Source organism: Fibrella arboris, from assembly GCF_041321095.1.
Taxonomy (GTDB): Bacteria; Bacteroidota; Bacteroidia; order Cytophagales; family Spirosomataceae; genus Fibrella; species Fibrella arboris.
The window spans coordinates 97,937-114,387 of sequence record NZ_JBGGWE010000010.1 but is presented as its reverse complement, the minus strand read 5'-3'; the positions used below and the strand labels follow the sequence as shown (position 1 = coordinate 114,387).

Below are 16,451 nucleotides of genomic sequence, written 5' to 3'. Positions count from 1 at the left end.
GCTGGACATCAGGCTTTTGGAAACACGTGTCGATCTTAGTAGCAAGCCATCAGTTAGCGTCTGACAACCCCCTGATTCATTCAACTCGAAAAACGATGTATAACCCATGACTTTCTCATTAAACAGATCGTTGCTGGTAACCGCTCTCACGACGCTGGTCCTCGCGAATTGCACCCGTACGCCTACGAAGGTCATCAAGGAGATGGACGGTACCACGACGAAAACTTCGTCGGCCCGGAAAAGCGGTCCTCGTCGTACAGAAATTCTTTTTCTGGGCGACAATGGGCACCATAAACCCATTGACCGGGTGCCACAGTTGATGGCCGCTCTGGGAAGCCGGGGTATCAACATTACGTATACCGATAAGCTGGAAGACCTCACGGCCGATAACCTGTCGAAATACGATGGCCTTCTGATCTACGCCAACTGGGACAGCATCCCGAAACCGCAGGAACGCGCCCTACTCGACTACGTAGCCGCCGGCCACGGTGTCATTCCGGTGCACTGCGCATCGTATTGCTTCCGCAACTCACCCGAGTACGTTGATAAAGTGGTGGGTGGTCAATTTTGGCGGCACCGAATGGACACGATACAGACTCGGTTTACGCAGCCCGACAATGCGATCACGGCAGGGTTACCGTCGTTTAAAGCCTACGACGAAACGTACCTGCACACGCATTTGCAGGCCGACAACAATGTATTGGCTGTACGTCCGATTAAAGCCGATCAGGCGAAAGACATGGCAGCGGCCAACCGACCTGGCGCTGCCGAAGAGCCATACACCTGGACACGTACCTACGGAAAAGGCCGCGTCTTTTACACGGCCTATGGCCACGACGAACGTACCTGGGGCCAGCCTGCTTTTCAGCAATTGCTGGAACGAGGCATTCTATGGGCCGTTGGTGATGGGGTTAAAAAACAGCACGACGACCTGAACCCGCAGGCGTTTGCCTACAAATCGGCCAACCTGCCAAACTACGAAAAACGGCCTGGCGAGCAAATGGAGCAGTTGCCGCTCTCGCCCGAAGAGTCGATGAAGCACATTCAGGTGCCAGTTGATTTCACGATGAACCTCTTTGCCCACGAACCCAACGTGATGCACCCCATTGCTATGACCTGGGATGATCGCGGCCGGTTATACGTGCTGATCACGAAGGATTACCCGAACGAACGAAAACCTGAAGGCGGTTCCGATTCTATTGTGATCTGCGAAGACACAGACGGAGATGGCAAAGCCGACAAGTTTACCAACTTTGCTGAAGGCTTGAGCATCCCGACCGGTATGGCGTTTGCCAATGGCGGGCTGGTTGTGTCGCAGGCACCGCATATGCTGTATCTGCGCGATACCAACGGCGATGATAAAGCCGACGAGAAAAAGATCCTGTTTACTGGTTTCGGCACGTTTGATACCCATGCTGGTCCAAGCAATCTGCACTACGGATTCGACAACTGGGTGTGGGGCAGCGTGGGTTACTCCGGTTTCAAAGGCGTGGTGGGCAATAACCCCGATACACTCCGATTCAGTCAGGGTTTCTTCCGGTTCAAACCCGATGGCTCGCAGCTGGAATACATGACCAATACCTCGAACAACACCTGGGGATTGGGTTTCGACGAAACCGGAAACGTATTTGGGTCGACTGCCAATAACAGCCACGGCTGGTACATGGCTATCCCCAACAAAGCCTTCAACGCCCGTCCGGGTACCATGATTGGCGGACGCAGCACTGATACCCATAAAGACATGAAGCCCATTACCGAACGGGTACGTCAGGTCGATGTATTCGGCGGTTTCACGGCGGCGGCGGGTCATAACCTGTACACAGCCCGGGCTTTCCCGAAAGCGTACTGGAACCAGGTAGCGTTTGTCAGCGAGCCAACCGGGCACATTGTTCACCAGAACCGGATGGTAAAACAGGGGTCTGACTTCTCGGATGCCGAAACCGGTGCGGGCAGCTTCAACCTGATGGCTGGCGCCGACGAATGGTTTGCTCCTGTATTTGCCGAAGTTGGCCCCGACGGAGCCGTATGGGTAGCCGACTGGTATAGCTATATCATTCAGCATAATCCTGTGCCGCAGGGCTTCAAAAATGGTTCTGGTAACGCCTATGAAACCAACCTCCGCGACTTTACGCACGGCCGCATTTACCGCGTTGGTTATAGTAAAGCGCCAGCCTATACAGCCCCAAAACTGAACCGGAATGAGGCGGCCAGCCTGATAGCGGCCCTGAAAAACGACAACCTGTTCTGGCGTATGCATGCCCAGCGTTTGCTGGTTGAGCGGGGTAACAAAGACGTAGTTCCACAACTGTGGGCCATCGCCAACGATCCGAAAGTTGATGAGATTGGCATTAATGCACCGGCTGTACATGCGTTATGGACGCTCCATGGTTTGGGCGCCATTACGCCCAGCGAGTTGGAGAAAGCGATGAAGCATCCCTGCGCTGGTGTGCGTAAAACGGCCGTGCAGGTGATGCCCCGTACCGAGGCAGGCGTCAGCATGCTGCTGGCTCAGCGTGCTTTGTATGATGCCGAACCGCTTGTTGTACTGAACAGCTTGCTGGCCCTGAGCGAAGCCCCAGCCAGCCCGGCAACAGACGATGCAGTGCTGGCTCGCCTACGCCAGACATCAGGTAATGATGATCGCTGGTTGCCCGATGCGTTCGCCTGTGCTTTCAACAGCAACAACGCCCGTTTGCTGCATCAGTGGTTAGGCTCGATCAGTAAATCTGGTACAACAGGCAATACAGCCAGTGCACACGCGACGATGGATCACAGCCAGCACGGCCCAATGGCCAGCATGGCGCCAGAGCAACCCGCTGGTCAGGCAGCACCGGCGGCACCCCAACGGGCTGTGAATGGTGTTGATCTGATGGTCAGCAAAGTAGTGACCGAACCGCTCCGACCTGTTGTTCGGGAGGCTGCCCGCACGACTATTTACATCACCAATCAGGGAACCGAAGCGCTTCCGAAAGGCGTAGTGGTACCGCTGAACATTCGTTTTGAAGGCAGCACCGCCGCCACGGCCGGCCCTAAAATCGATTTCATCAGCCGGACGTTCGATGGTGGCATTGCGCCTGGTGAAACTGTAGCGATTACCCGCACAAACAATGGCCCCTGGGTTGGCGATCTGGCCCTGGCAGGTGAAAAAGCAGGTGATTACACGCTCTCGATCAGCATTGACAAGGATGCTACCTTCGCGGATGCTGACCGTAGGAACAACAACCACACGGCTAAAATCAGCTTTCGGGCACCAGCTCAACTACGTACTGTAGCGCTGGAACGGGCTGCCCGAGCCTATGCATCAACGGCCACGCCCGATCTGATAGTGGCCATGCTGGAGAAAGCGACTAAACTCGACAGTGATGAAGCCCTTGCATTGGTAAAAGGCCTTTCAGATGGCTACCCATATGTGCGCAGACAGCGCCCTGCCGATGGTCAGCCACCAAAACCGCTGGTAGGTAGTAGCCAGCAGAGTTTGCTGGCCAGTATCGGCACAAGTCTGCCCGAAGATGCCCGTCCTCGCCTGAATCGGCTGCTCGAAGCCTGGGGTTTGCGCGATGCTAACGCGGATATCGACCCTAACGCGATCGTGATTCAGATGAAAACGGTACGTGAAGAAATGCGTTTCGATAAAAAAGCATTTAGCGTTCCGGCGGGTAAAACGGTGATTATTGTGCTCGAAAACCCAGACGCTATGCAACATAACCTGGTTGTCGGCAAGCCTAAATCGACGGATCGGATTGGAAAACTGGCCGACGCTATGATTACCGCCAAGGATGGTGCTGAAAAAAACTACGTACCTGAGTCATCGGATATTCTGGCGGCGACTGCGCTGGTGAATCCGAACCAGACGGTGCGGCTGCGTTTCAAAGCGCCCGACCAGCCCGGCGAATACCCTTACCTCTGCACGTTCCCCGGCCACTGGCGTATCATGAATGGCGTAATGACCGTAACGGCAGCTGCTGTTTCAAGCACAGCGAAGTGAGAAACTGATCGAGTAGACAGAAACAGGTGTTGCTGAGCGGTCTCTGGACCAATCAGCAGCGCCTGTTTCTATTACTACTCACTCCTATTGGTTGGCCATTCACTCAAATAACCCAACTGTGTGTAGGTACACTTGTTCTATAGGCGAGTAGCAAACCCCTACTCATTAACGTCATGCCTTACATACAAACAAAGGATTCTCGTTTCGGCGAGCCCGTTAACCTCTTCGTTCAAGATGTAACGGGTTCATCATATAACAGCTCATCAACACCCGGTCTGTCATCATCAACTGATGCAACGCAGCCGACTATTGTCTTCATTCACGGCTGGCCGCTGAGCCACGAGATGTGGGAAAACCAGATCGCCTACTTCGCCGATCGTGGCTACCGTTGCGTAGCGTATGATCGCCGTGGCTTTGGTAAATCATCAAAACCCTGGGGTGGTTACGATTATGACACCTTCGCTGACGACCTGAAAGACGTTATCGATGAGTTGAATCTGAACAATGTCGTACTGGTCGGTTTCTCAATGGGCGGTGGCGAGGTGGCCCGTTATTTCAGCCGTCATGGCGGTGCCAAGGTGAGCAAAGCTGTGCTCGTGAGTGCCGTAACACCATATATGCTTCAGACCGACGATAACCCCGACGGTGTACCACAGGATACCTTCGATTCGATGGCTGAAGACATGCAAAAAGACCGGTACGCATTTCTGGAAACGTTCGCCAAACAGTTCTACGGCGTCAATCTGGTGAGCCATCCGGTCAGTCAGGCGCACCTGAACCACGACTTTATGCTGGCCTCCTTAGCGTCGCCAAAGGCTACGTTGGAATCCGCGAAAGCATTCTCCTCAACCGACTTCCGCGACGACATGAGTTCGATCACGGTGCCGACGCTGATTATTCATGGGGATGCCGATAAAACGGTGCCCATCGAATCGTCGGGTGAGAAATCGCACGAGTTACTGCCCAACGCCGACTATCGGATTTATGATGGCGAGCCACATGGCCTTTTCGTTACGTCAAAAGATCAACTGAATGAAGATCTGCTAAACTTCGTACAGGAAGCAGCTTTTCAGAATCAGTCAGCCTCAGCTGTAACTTACTGAGTAGGTCAGTAATGGTATAAAGAGGGGTCGGGTACGTGCTACGCTTGTTACAATAACGTACCCAGGCGTAGCACGTACCCGACCCCTCTTTATGCCATTGATTCTCTGCTAGATCCGGCTCTCAGACAAGTGTATACTCGGGGCTAACGAACTTTGGGGGCACAAGATCCTGAACTCGCTGCCTTTGCCAACTTCACTGGTAACCTCTATATGCCAGGCATGGGCTTCAACAATGCGCTGAACATAGCTCAGGCCCAGGCCAAACCCCTTGACGCTGCCCTGGTTATTTTCGCTGATGCGATAGAAGGGTTTGAAAATTTTTCGTTGCAGGTGCTTGGGAATACCCAACCCCCGATCCATCACGGTAATCACGAGATTAGACCGATTTCCTTCCGTTTGGATCGTTAATTCAGGCTCGCCCGGGCTGTATTTGATGGCATTATCTACGAGATTATGCAGCACATTTGTCAGATGCAGCCTGTCGGCCAGCAAAACGGGTTGTGTTGCCTGCAAACGGAGTTTCAGGTAACTGCCGTGCCGTTCGGCAATTGATTGAATTAGCTGGTGCAGATTTACGGCGTCGATATTAATGGTCAGGCGGTCCCGATCGGCCCGTGCCAGACTAAGCATCACATCGACTTGTTGCTGGAGCCGTTGCGTTTCTTCCTGAATTATATGAATGTATTTGTCTGTACGCTCCTCCGATGAGCGGCCAAACGGAGTTGCCAGAATATCGGCGGCCATCTTTATAGCAGAAATGGGCGTCTGAAATTCATGCACAATGGTATCGAGCACCTCTTTGTGCACATAAGACATCTGGTGTTCACGGGCATTTCGCCACACGGAGTAGCCAACCACACACAGGCTCATAATGGCTAAAAGCCAGAACAGCCAACCTAACCGGTTTGCATCAGTTCCAAAAAAAGCTGACAGTACAAACACTGCAACAATGAGCAAGCCGTAATACCAGTTACGCAAAACATACGTAGCTATATTGTTCATAGGCAGCAGAGTCATAATCCAATTTCATCTATAGCCGGGCTAAAAGCAGACCGGGGCTATAGACGTAAAGTTATACTAATCCGTCACATACCAGTCAGTAAATTATGTTATTAATAAAAAAAGCCCGCCAAAGCGGGCTACAATAAGTATATAAAAGGAATGTATTGTGGTATTAAACTGGTGTTTCTTGGGTTGAAGTAGCTTTTTCAGTCGTTGAGGCGGGGCTTGCTGGATCCGCTTTACGCGCCGGGGCAGCTGTTGGGGCCTTAGGGGCCGGGGTCGTTCTGGGTTTAGGCGCGGCGGGTGTAGTAGCCTTGGGGGCAGCTGGTTTAGCCACCGGCATGGGTACTGCTTTCAGTTCAGGCGTACTGGCTTTAGCAACCTCTTTGGCCTTCTTGCTTTTTGTACGGGCTGCATTCTTTTCTGCTTTAGACGCGTTCTTAATTGCTTTTTTAGCGTCTTTATGCGCTTTCTTTTCTTCTTTCCTGGCAGTCTTGGCGGTCAGTTTAGCCAGCTGCTTCTTCTCCTTCTCGACGAGCTTACTTAAGCGTTTTGCCAGTTTTTCGGCCGATTTCTCAATTGCCTTTTTTACTTTTTTAGTTGCCTCGCCCGCTTCCGCTACTTTCGTTTCAACTACAGTGACGATTTCAGCCGCCAGCGTCTTGGTGTGGCTTTGTTTTTTGTCGGTTTTTGCCATGACTATGTTAGAAAAAAATCTACAAATATATAGGTATAAATTACGACAATTACAAGGCTAATGTTAAGTTTTTGTTATTTTATTGACAAAATCATAACAGACCACGCCGGCCGTAACAGCAATATTCAAGGAGTGTTTGGTGCCAAATTGAGGAATCTCAACTACATGATCCGCTTTCTGAACCACGCTGTCTCGCACACCCATTACTTCATTTCCAAACACAAACGCATACCGTTTGGCTGGGTCAGGGTTAAACCTGGGTAGCGGCACGCTTCCTTCAGCCTGCTCAATCGCTATTAGTACATACCCGGCTTCCTGCAAATTGTTTACCAGCCCGTCAATATCGGGGGCGTGTTGCCAGTCAACCGATTCAGTGGCCCCGATGGCCGTTTTGGTGATGTCGCGATGAGGTGGCGTACCAGTAATGCCACAGAGGTAGAGCTTTTCGGCCCGGAAAGCATCGGCCGTTCTAAACACCGACCCTACATTGTTCAGACTGCGGATATCGTCGAGGAGCAGGCAATAAGGAAATTTTTCGACTGATTTAAAATCGTCGATCGATAGACGGTTCAACTCGTCGAGACTGAGTTTTCGAGGTGTATTCATGCAAAAGCTGGGGGCTAAACCACGCGAAGAACGGCTAAAAAATGGTAAATTTGTCTAAACTACGTAACAACGCCGAGTGAAGACCCTCGCCCCCAATAAGCCTCAAAAACCCGTTAAAGAAACGCCGCTCAACAAGCAGTTCAATCAGGTAAAAGCCAAATACCCCGGTGCCATTCTGCTCTTTCGGGTCGGCGACTTCTATGAAACATTTGGTGAAGATGCCGTGAAGGCCAGTCGTATTCTGGGCATTACGCTCACCAAACGAAATAACGGTGGATCAAATGAAGAGCTGGCAGGCTTTCCGCATCATTCCCTGGATACGCACCTGCCCAAGCTCGTGCGGGCTGGTGAACGGGTAGCCATCTGCGATCAGCTCGAAGACCCGGCCATGGCCAAGGGGATCGTGAAACGGGGAGTTACGGAGTTGGTTACACCGGGTGTTTCCTTCAATGATAACGTGCTCGACACCCGCCGGAACAACTACCTGGCCGCCGTTCATTTTGGCAAGGGAGCAGAAGAGTTCGGCATTTCGTTTCTCGATATTTCGACGGGCGAATTCCTGGCCTCGCAAGGGAATGCCGCTTACATCGATAAGTTGTTGCAGAGCTTCAATCCGTCGGAAGTGCTGTATTGCAAGCGGCACCGGGCCGACTTTGGCACTTTATTCGGCGACAAATTTCACACCTTCACCCTCGAAGACTGGGCCTTTACGTACGATTTCGGCTACAATTACCTCCGGCAGCATTTTCAGACTACTTCGCTGAAGGGATTCGGCATTGATGGCCTCCCTGACGGTATCATTGCAGCCGGAGTGATTTTGCACTACCTCAACGAAACCGAGCATAAAGACCTGCAACACATTCAGCGGGTTACCCGGCTCGAAGAAGACAGGTACGTTTGGCTCGACCGGTTCACGATTCGTAATCTCGAACTGGTGGCGGCCCAACAGGAAGGCGGTATTCCGCTCATTCAAATCCTTGACCAGACAGTTACGCCAATGGGTGCGCGACTACTGCGCAAATGGTTGATGCTGCCCCTGAAAGACCGCGCCCTGATCGACGAACGGCTCAACCTGGTGGCGTTACTTCATGAGGATGACGAGTTGCTGGAGGCCATGCTGACGCACCTCAGGCAGATTGGTGACCTGGAGCGGTTGGTTTCGAAAGTGGCCGTTCGCCGCATCAATCCCCGCGAGATGGTGCAGTTGAAACGATCGCTACAGCATGTGCTCCCGATCAAAGAGATGCTGATCACGGCCCTGAGCCAGCAACCAGATGCACCTTCGTTGAAAAAATATGCCGATCAGCTTAATCCACTCTCCTTTTTGGTCGATCGGATCGAAGCCGAACTGCGTGATGACCCGCCCGTCCTCTCAACGCAGGGCAATATGATCAGGACGGGCATTAACGAAGCGCTCGATCAGCTCCACAAACTGGCCTATTCTGGTAAAGAGTACCTACTGCAATTGCAGGATCGCGAAATTCAGCGCACGGGCATCAGCTCCCTGAAGATCGCTTATAACAAGGTATTTGGCTATTATCTGGAGGTGACCAATGCCCATAAAAATCGCGTACCCGACGACTGGATCAGGAAGCAGACCCTGGTCAATGCAGAACGGTACATTACGCCTGAACTGAAAGAATACGAAGAGAAGATCCTGAATGCCGAAGATCAGATTTTCAGCATCGAGTCGCGCATGTTCAGCGAACTGGTAACGGCTACTGGCGACTATGTGGCGGCTATTCAGCAAAACGCCCGCGTCATATCCGTGCTCGATGTGCTTTCCTCGTTCGCCAAAGTGGCCGTGAAAAACAGGTACGTTCGGCCAGAGTTAAACGACAGCAAAGCACTGACGATCAAAGACGGTCGGCACCCAGTGATCGAGCAGCAATTGCCTCCAGGCGAACCGTATGTACCCAATGACGTTCACCTCGACGATGAAACGCAGCAGATCATTGTGATCACTGGCCCCAACATGGCGGGCAAATCGGCGTTACTGCGGCAGGTAGCCCTGATAGTGCTGATGGCACAGGCGGGTAGTTTTGTGCCTGCTTCGTCGGCCCAGCTTGGCATTGTCGACAAAATTTTTACGCGGGTGGGTGCCAGCGATAACCTATCGCGGGGCGAGAGTACGTTCATGGTCGAGATGACGGAGACAGCCAGTATCCTGAATAATCTGAGTGAGCGCAGCCTGGTATTGATGGATGAGATTGGCCGGGGCACAAGCACCTACGACGGGGTGTCAATTGCCTGGGCTATCACGGAGTACCTGCACAATACGGACTGTCGCCCTAAGACGCTGTTTGCTACACACTATCACGAACTGAATGAATTGGCCGCCGATCTGCCCCGCATTCGTAATTACAACGTGGCGGTGAAGGAGGTGGGCAACAAGGTTATCTTTCTGCGGAAATTAAAGGAAGGAGGCTCTGAACACTCATTTGGTATTCATGTAGCCCAAATGGCGGGTATGCCGGGCAGTGTGGTAAAAAGGGCGGGTCATATCTTAACGCAGTTGGAGGCGTCGCATCAGCGCGAAGGCAACAAAGAAGCCATCCGCGAAGCTGGCGCTGGTACTGAACGCGAGTTGGCCCTTCGTATTATTGAAGCCGGGGATCCAAAATCGGAAGCCATTAAAGACAAACTGCGCACCATTGACGTTAATCGCCTCACTCCTATCGAAGCCCTATTGAAACTCAATGAGTTACTTAATCTTTTGGCGTGACGGAGAACGGCTTTCCAGACCATTCATACAATCGGATTACAAACAATCACGACTTATCCTACGTTGAATATGGGCATAAATAGGTAATTGTTTAAACCTTGTCGACAGCACTCTGTCCAAGAATCAAACAAGTATTTATTCACGCTTAAACAACTGTAGAGATGAAAACTCAACGAACTATCTCCCTGGCTCTGCTGCTGGCATTTGTTGTCAGTTTATTCGCAACCACGCAAAGCGTAGCTCAAAAGAAGTGGAACCCTCAGGCCAAAGGCACTGCGATCGGTGCTGGTGTGGGCGGTGTAGCTGGTGCTATCATCAATAAACGCGACCGTAAAGTTGGCGCCGGTGTGGGCCTTGCCGTAGGTGCCGCCGCTGGGTATGGCATTGGTAAAGTAATCGACAACCGCCACAAAAAAGCGGCGGCGGCGGCCCGGGCTGCTGAAGACCGTGAATACGCCGCCCGGACGGCGACCGAAAATCGGGAGATGCGTTCAGGTACGTCGAATCGTAGCCGATCTGCCAGCGTACACAAAGCGGCCCCGATCACCAAAGTGTCAGCGCCCGCTACGGCACAGACCGCCCTGCTGGCAGCGCCAGCGCCGGTAGTTATCCCACTGGTACGTAACGGCTTTCTGCTCAATACATCATACGGCGACCCCAACACGGCTTACGCCACCTCTGAATACCGCCGCAAAAGCTGGTAATCTGTGCGTTCTGTATTCGTACTGGTACTAATCAACGCGCTGTCTGGCGCGTTGATTGGCCACCTGTTGTAACATAATTCCACATAAAACACCATTTCCTATGAAGACGATCATTCAATTCCTCGCGGTGGCCCTGTTGTTTGCCTCCTGCAAAAAAAGCGAGCCTGCCAACGTAGCGGCCCTGAACCAACAGTTTATTCAGGCCTGGAATAACAAAGAGACCGATAAAGTAGTAGCCCTACTCGACGATAATGTGCAGTTTTTGCAAGGTGATACCCGGTTCACCGGGAAATCAGAAGTGGCTGAAAAATGGGTGCGCGCTACGTTGCCAACCATCAGCAACTTAAAAACAAGCACAGTCAGCACCGTGGCCGATACACAGATCGCCTACGAAGCAGGTACGTTCTCGGTCGATGTAATGCCGGAAGCCCCCGGCGAACCCGGCGGACTTGGCGAAGGGAACTTCATGCTACTCTGGAAAAAAGGCGCCGATGAAAGCTGGAAGCTCAGCTATGCTCAGTTAGAAGACCTTCCAGTCAGGGCGAAACAATAAAAAACATCATCTGCTTCGCATTGTCAGGTAGTCATTCGTTGTTTTTGCGACCAATGCCTACCTGACAATGCGAAGCAGATGATGTTTCTAGACGCCCGTCAGGAAAGCAGTATAATCGGTTGGGCGTGATAGAATCTCTTTATAGAGCAAGACGCGAAACAGGTAATAGCGTGTTTCGCGCGGCAGCTTCATCTGGTAATAGCTACAGTCAGCCTGTTTTTTCAGCTGCGCTTTAACGTACCCGGGGCCAACATTATAAGCCGCCGCTACCAGCGACCACGACCCAAACTGGTCGTATAATTTTCGTAAGTATTTACAGGCGGCGGCAGTTGCTTTCTGGGCATTAAAGCGCTCATCATGCCTCCCCCCTACTTTCAGACCTAATTCGCGAGCGGTGCCTGGCATCAATTGCCAATAGCCGCCCGCCCCCTTTGGCGATACCGCCTTTGATTTCAGCCCGCTTTCGGCAAGCGGGATATAGCGAAAGTCGGCGGGAATATCATAGGCTGCCAATGTTGAATCGACCATTGGGAAGAACGCGTCGGCTTGTTTATGCAGCGCATCTATTTTTGGCGATTGCGGCCTGAACAGCGTAAAAACGTGTTTCCAGCGTGAAACAACATCGGCCTGATCAAGTGGCATAGCCTCGCCACAGAAATTGACATCCAGCAACGGAAATTCTGTCTCGGCAGGAATCAGGCTTTGCCCATCGGGCCAGGCAGGGCTGGTCAGCGTGAGAGCGGGATTATTGACGACCAGTAAGGTAGGCTGTTCCCAGGTGTTTTCTTTCGGCGCAAGGGGCGCAGTCGTAATTTTGGTGGCTGCCACGGCAGCAGGCCGGGCTAACGCCATCAGCAAGGAGAAACCAACTCGTTTAATCAAGACATACTCTACTTGGTGAATAGACATAACGTCTCATTCGCCCAAAATAGTGCGTCGCTTCTCCCCTTATTGCTGCTCTTCGTTCATAACCAGCGTAATACGCTCTACATAGAACCGAAAACTAGCAAAGGCAACCAGGAATATACCGGCGATCCAGGCACCGCCGCCCCAACTGGCATAGACCCATTTACCTTGCTGATACGCTTCTATGGCCGCCAGAATCATAAAAACGAGCCCCAATGTCATCATCAGTGCATTGACCACCGCTCTATTGTAGGCTTTCCGCAAATCGTACGCGCCGTAGGCACGATTCCGATTGGCAAATACAATTTCGTCCAGATCAAGCTCCTGCAATTGGTCGTCTGAGGCAACCAGCTTAGTGGCGTGTTTTTCGCGCAGGTATTGTACGGGATTGTAGTCAGCTTCGAGTTGAACCTTATCGAGGGCTACGTCAAATGGTAGGCCGATCCACATAAAGTGCTCGATTTCCTGGCAAAACAGAGGCAGCAAGGACGACGCCTGCGATGGAGTGGCGCCTGATTTGTACAAATGGGTACGGAGCTGATCGGCCTGAGCTGGTGTAATTGTTTTCATGACGGTTGACGGTTTTAGGCTATTTATGCATGGATAACGAAACAGGGCTAATTCCATACATCCGATACCTTAAAATAGTGTAAACAACCATCAGAACCGATTCATGTAGCCCCACTGTCTTTGTTACATCAGCAAGGCTGCTGCCAGCTTCTCAATGTCTTCAGGCTGATGGAAAGCACTGATCACAAGGCGGGTATTCGGCTTGTCGGCGGCAGTCGGATAGGCAAATGAGTAAACAAAAATGCCTTGATCGAGCAGTCGGGTCGCTATTTCGTCATGATCCGTGTAAAAGACCGGGTACCCTTCGGCCTGACTGAACAAGCCGGTTGGTCTGAGCAGCCTTTCAGCGTGAGCGATGTTATTGACAAGTCGTTGGTATCCTTCCCTGTATAGCGTATCTGCCTGTAGGTACGCATGGGCGTAGGCGGGTGGCATAGGCGAACAGGCTCCAAAATAGGCGGTTTGGCGCAAAGCGGCTAACGTACCTGGATCGCTGAAAATCACACCGCCAGGCAAACCCATTGCCTTGGCCAGTGAAGCAGTGACAAGTAGTCGTATGTTGGGACGGGTAGCTACCTGGGCCGATAACTCCGGCCAGATGCCGCGTCCGTTATTCAACACGCCAATCCCATGCGAATCATCGACGACCAGATACATCGTCTGATCGGTGGGCAGGTCGGCCAGCCAGTCAAACGGGTATCGCTTTGATCGAATGGCATCGATGGAGTTCGTAAGCACGTAGGCAGGAAGTGGCCCGTTACTCAACGGCAACGCGGTTGTGTGTTTTTTCAGCAGCGGATGCCAGAGGGCCGGGTGCGTACCCGGAGCCTGGTAGCCAACAGCCGCTGGTCCTACCTGCGCTGCCAGCCAGTCAACAACAACCTGCCCAGCCAGCATACCCGACGAGACAGTCAGTGCGGCCGGTGCGCCAACCGACTGAGCCAGTTTACGTTCGGCTTCGGCGAATACCTGTAACTGCAAATTCCCGTTCCGTGAAGAACCAAATTGCAACCCATATCGCAACACGCCCTCTGCCAACAATGCCTGCATAGCAGGGTGCTGGGCCATGCCCAGATACGACGTACCCGAAAAGAACAGGTATGTCTGCCCCTCGTAACAGATAGTTCGATTGGGGAGGTGATCGATCAGAAACGTAGCGGGCGGAGTAGACACAGGTGAAGCCATTGGGCGGGTAGATATGAACTGATTTAACGCTGGATCAGCGCCGCTCCGGTACCATTTTCGTTGGCATAACGTACCTGACCAAAATCAAAAGTCACCCCGGTGGCCGGGTCGTTGGTGATCAGCAACGAGCCATCCATATCCACATAATCGAGTAGCGGCAGCAGGTGCGCAATGGCCGAAATGCCCACGCTCGATTCGGTCATGCAGCCCACCATCACGCGTAGCCCACGCTGGCGCGCCTCGGCAATCATGCGACGGGCGGGCGTCAGGCCGCCGCATTTTGTCAATTTGATATTGATACCGTGAAAATAGTCGGCACAACGGGCTACGTCAGCTTCTGTGATACAGCTCTCGTCGGCAATGATGGGCAGCAGACTGTCGGCTCGCAACCGTTCCATTCCCGCCCAATCGTCGGCGGGCAGCGGTTGTTCAATAAACTCAACGCCAAGATCGATCAGTTCTGGTCCGTAGGCCAGGGTCTGTTCGGCCGTCCACCCGCAGTTGGCATCGACCCGAAACCGGACGGGGCCGCGTTCGGTATTGGCCTGTTGCCGGAGCAACCGGAGCAAAGCCAGGTCATCATCACCACGGCCCAGCTTGATTTTGTACAGCGGCCAGGGCATCTCCTGCATCTTGCTCAGCATGATCTCGGGCGTATCCAGGCCAATCGTGAAATTGGTCAGCGGAATAGGCGATGGATCAAGCCCCCACTGAGCATAAAGCGGCTTCCCCATCCGTTTCGCGACCAAATCATGAGCAGCTTCATCGAGGGCACACTGTGCAAACGGATTAGTTGCCAGGGCGTCGTGCACCTGCGCCCATAACGCTTCAGCAGCCACCCATTCACCCGACTCGATCTGCGGACGGAGCTGCCCCAGATCCGTAATCATCCGGTCGATCGTGATGCCATAATATGGGTTTGCGGTGGCTTCGCCAAAGCCACTCAGTTCGCCATCGCGCAGTTCAACGATCAACGTTTTTTGTATGTCACGACTATCATGAGCAATTGTGAAGGTATGGCGAAGACGTAGGTCGAAGCGATGTAGCAGCAATTCCATGCCGACAAATTACGCAATCCGGGCTAATCCCGCTTAACTTGCCAACATGTAGAAGTTTATTGTCTGCTGTTGCGCTGCCCGACCCTGGTCTCGCACAATAGCGAAGAAACTGAAACCGGCAGCCAGAAAACAGTAAACTGTTGTAGATGAACACCTCTTACCTGATCATTGCCCTAAGCACCGCTGTGTTGGTCTCCTATGGCTTCGACCTGTTGAGCAGCCGGTTCAGAACACCACCACTGCTACTGTTGTTGCTGATGGGTGCGCTGCTTCGGTTACTGACCAACTCCTTGAACATCCAGGTACCCTTCGTGGCGCCAACGCTCTCGGCGCTGGGTACGTTGTCGCTGATCTTGGTTGTGCTGGAAGGTGGACTGGACCTGGACATTCAGCCTGAACGGCTCAGTCTGGTTCGTCGAACGGGGCTGATGGCCCTCTCCTCCATTGTGCTGAGCACGCTGGTGCTGGCTACCATGCTCTATCTGTTGCTCGACGAATCGTATTATAAATGCCTGATCAACGCACTACCGTTCAGCATTGTCAGCAGCTCTATTGCTGGTCAGGCAGTACGGCCGCTATCAGTCGAAAAGCGGGAGTTCATCACCTACGAGTCGTCGTTTGCTGCGATCATCAGCATCATGCTCTATAACTTCTTGATCGAAAGCGACATATCGGTACTGGGGGCCACATTTGGGTTTATCCGCGATACGCTGACCATGGGCATTGTGTCGTTGATCTGCTGTTTCGCATTGCTTTATCTGATTGGGCGCATTAATCATCCGGTTAAGTTTCTGCCCATCATTTCGGTGCTCCTGCTGGTTTATGCTATCGCAAACATCTACGAACTGTCGTCGTTGTTACTGGTGCTTATCTTTGGGCTCTTCCTGAATAATACAGAACTGTTTATCCGGGGTGCGCTGGCCCGAACATTCAAAAGCGAGCTGTTTGAGCAGGAACTCGATCAATTTAAAAATCTGACAGCCGAAGGGGCCTTCATCGTGCGAACGTTCTTTTTCATGCTCTTCGGCTACGCCACCAACCTGACCTCCCTGATCGATACCGATGCGTTGATTGTCAGTACCCTTTTCGTCGTTGTCATCTATGCCGTGCGCTGGCCGTTGCTTCGTGTACTCTACCCGGGCGACTGGCGACCAATCGACTGGATCGCGCCACGTGGCCTGATCACGATCCTGCTGTATACCAACATTCCCCAAGCGCTTAAGCTTACTGGTTTTCGCGAAGGCATTCTGACGCTGGTGGTTATTCTAACTGCTATCCTGATGGCTGTTGGCACCATCCGCTACAGACCTGCCGACTAAGAAACGCAGGCACACTGGCGCTGCCGTCAGGAATAGCT

The 16,451-nt window shown here is 52.6% G+C and carries 13 protein-coding genes; 6 read left to right on the top strand and 7 right to left on the bottom strand.

Going from position 1 to position 16,451, the window contains the following annotated elements:
* Positions 1-106: 106 nt before the first annotated feature.
* Positions 107-3,985, top strand: coding sequence for a PVC-type heme-binding CxxCH protein (locus tag ACAW75_RS17775; protein WP_370730095.1), 3,879 nt, complete (start codon positions 107-109; stop codon positions 3,983-3,985).
* A 173-nt stretch (positions 3,986-4,158) separates the two neighbouring features.
* The gene (locus ACAW75_RS17770; protein ID WP_370730094.1) at positions 4,159-5,088 is read left to right on the top strand and encodes an alpha/beta fold hydrolase; all 930 of its coding nucleotides are present in this window, start codon (positions 4,159-4,161) and stop codon (positions 5,086-5,088) included.
* Positions 5,089-5,196: 108 nt separating this feature from the next.
* On the opposite strand, the gene ACAW75_RS17765 is transcribed toward ACAW75_RS17770, so the two are convergent.
* The 3 genes from ACAW75_RS17765 to ACAW75_RS17755 all read right to left on the bottom strand — a co-directional run bounded on the left by ACAW75_RS17765 (position 5,197) and on the right by ACAW75_RS17755 (position 7,393).
* On the bottom strand, positions 5,197-6,090 hold the full coding sequence (locus tag ACAW75_RS17765) for a sensor histidine kinase (RefSeq protein ID WP_370730093.1): 894 nt from the start codon (positions 6,088-6,090) through the stop codon (positions 5,197-5,199).
* Positions 6,091-6,262: 172 nt separating this feature from the next.
* Positions 6,263-6,787: a hypothetical protein gene (locus ACAW75_RS17760; protein WP_370730092.1), complete on the bottom strand. Its 525-nt coding sequence runs from the start codon at positions 6,785-6,787 to the stop codon at positions 6,263-6,265.
* A gap of 63 nt (positions 6,788-6,850) precedes the next feature.
* Positions 6,851-7,393, bottom strand: a complete 543-nt coding sequence (locus tag ACAW75_RS17755; protein ID WP_370730091.1) for an RNA methyltransferase — start codon at positions 7,391-7,393, stop codon at positions 6,851-6,853.
* Positions 7,394-7,469: 76 nt separating this feature from the next.
* Here ACAW75_RS17755 and mutS point away from each other — a divergent pair, with 76 nt between their 5' ends.
* The 3 genes from mutS (at position 7,470) to ACAW75_RS17740 (ending at position 11,375) form a co-directional block, all read left to right on the top strand.
* Entirely contained in the window at positions 7,470-10,118 is a 2,649-nt protein-coding gene (mutS, locus tag ACAW75_RS17750) for a DNA mismatch repair protein MutS (RefSeq protein ID WP_370730090.1), read from the top strand.
* A 161-nt stretch (positions 10,119-10,279) separates the two neighbouring features.
* Entirely contained in the window at positions 10,280-10,822 is a 543-nt protein-coding gene (locus tag ACAW75_RS17745) for a YMGG-like glycine zipper-containing protein (RefSeq protein ID WP_370730089.1), read from the top strand.
* Positions 10,823-10,922: 100 nt separating this feature from the next.
* On the top strand, positions 10,923-11,375 hold the full coding sequence (locus ACAW75_RS17740) for a YybH family protein (protein ID WP_370730088.1): 453 nt from the start codon (positions 10,923-10,925) through the stop codon (positions 11,373-11,375).
* A gap of 87 nt (positions 11,376-11,462) precedes the next feature.
* Here the strand turns inward: ACAW75_RS17740 and ACAW75_RS17735 are convergent, their stop codons facing one another.
* The 4 genes from ACAW75_RS17735 to ACAW75_RS17720 all read right to left on the bottom strand — a co-directional run bounded on the left by ACAW75_RS17735 (position 11,463) and on the right by ACAW75_RS17720 (position 15,094).
* Positions 11,463-12,284 carry a lytic transglycosylase domain-containing protein gene (locus ACAW75_RS17735; RefSeq protein WP_370730087.1) on the bottom strand — a complete coding sequence of 274 codons (822 nt, stop codon included), beginning with the start codon at positions 12,282-12,284 and terminating at the stop codon, positions 11,463-11,465.
* 39 nt (positions 12,285-12,323) lie between these two features.
* Entirely contained in the window at positions 12,324-12,851 is a 528-nt protein-coding gene (locus ACAW75_RS17730; protein ID WP_370730086.1) for a hypothetical protein, read from the bottom strand.
* Positions 12,852-12,974: 123 nt separating this feature from the next.
* Positions 12,975-14,036: an aminotransferase class I/II-fold pyridoxal phosphate-dependent enzyme gene (locus ACAW75_RS17725; RefSeq protein WP_370730085.1), complete on the bottom strand. Its 1,062-nt coding sequence runs from the start codon at positions 14,034-14,036 to the stop codon at positions 12,975-12,977.
* A 23-nt stretch (positions 14,037-14,059) separates the two neighbouring features.
* Positions 14,060-15,094, bottom strand: coding sequence for a dipeptide epimerase (locus ACAW75_RS17720; protein WP_370730084.1), 1,035 nt, complete (start codon positions 15,092-15,094; stop codon positions 14,060-14,062).
* Between the two features lie 146 nt (positions 15,095-15,240).
* Between ACAW75_RS17720 and ACAW75_RS17715 the strand changes: the two genes are divergently transcribed.
* Positions 15,241-16,413 (top strand): cation:proton antiporter, encoded by a 1,173-nt coding sequence (locus ACAW75_RS17715; protein WP_370730083.1) that lies wholly within the window; start codon positions 15,241-15,243, stop codon positions 16,411-16,413.
* Positions 16,414-16,451 lie beyond the last annotated feature (38 nt).

What these genes read in the sequence shown, in the direction of transcription:
- ACAW75_RS17775 (WP_370730095.1), top strand. Translation starts at nt 107, where the DNA reads ATGACTTTCTCATTAAACAGATCGTTGCTGGTAACCGCTCTCACGACG.
- ACAW75_RS17770 (WP_370730094.1), top strand. Translation starts at nt 4,159, where the DNA reads ATGCCTTACATACAAACAAAGGATTCTCGTTTCGGCGAGCCCGTTAAC.
- ACAW75_RS17765 (WP_370730093.1), bottom strand. Translation starts at nt 6,090, where the DNA reads ATGAACAATATAGCTACGTATGTTTTGCGTAACTGGTATTACGGCTTG.
- ACAW75_RS17760 (WP_370730092.1), bottom strand. Translation starts at nt 6,787, where the DNA reads ATGGCAAAAACCGACAAAAAACAAAGCCACACCAAGACGCTGGCGGCT.
- ACAW75_RS17755 (WP_370730091.1), bottom strand. Translation starts at nt 7,393, where the DNA reads ATGAATACACCTCGAAAACTCAGTCTCGACGAGTTGAACCGTCTATCG.
- ACAW75_RS17745 (WP_370730089.1), top strand. Translation starts at nt 10,280, where the DNA reads ATGAAAACTCAACGAACTATCTCCCTGGCTCTGCTGCTGGCATTTGTT.
- ACAW75_RS17740 (WP_370730088.1), top strand. Translation starts at nt 10,923, where the DNA reads ATGAAGACGATCATTCAATTCCTCGCGGTGGCCCTGTTGTTTGCCTCC.
- ACAW75_RS17735 (WP_370730087.1), bottom strand. Translation starts at nt 12,284, where the DNA reads ATGTCTATTCACCAAGTAGAGTATGTCTTGATTAAACGAGTTGGTTTC.
- ACAW75_RS17730 (WP_370730086.1), bottom strand. Translation starts at nt 12,851, where the DNA reads ATGAAAACAATTACACCAGCTCAGGCCGATCAGCTCCGTACCCATTTG.
- ACAW75_RS17725 (WP_370730085.1), bottom strand. Translation starts at nt 14,036, where the DNA reads ATGGCTTCACCTGTGTCTACTCCGCCCGCTACGTTTCTGATCGATCAC.
- ACAW75_RS17720 (WP_370730084.1), bottom strand. Translation starts at nt 15,094, where the DNA reads ATGGAATTGCTGCTACATCGCTTCGACCTACGTCTTCGCCATACCTTC.
- ACAW75_RS17715 (WP_370730083.1), top strand. Translation starts at nt 15,241, where the DNA reads ATGAACACCTCTTACCTGATCATTGCCCTAAGCACCGCTGTGTTGGTC.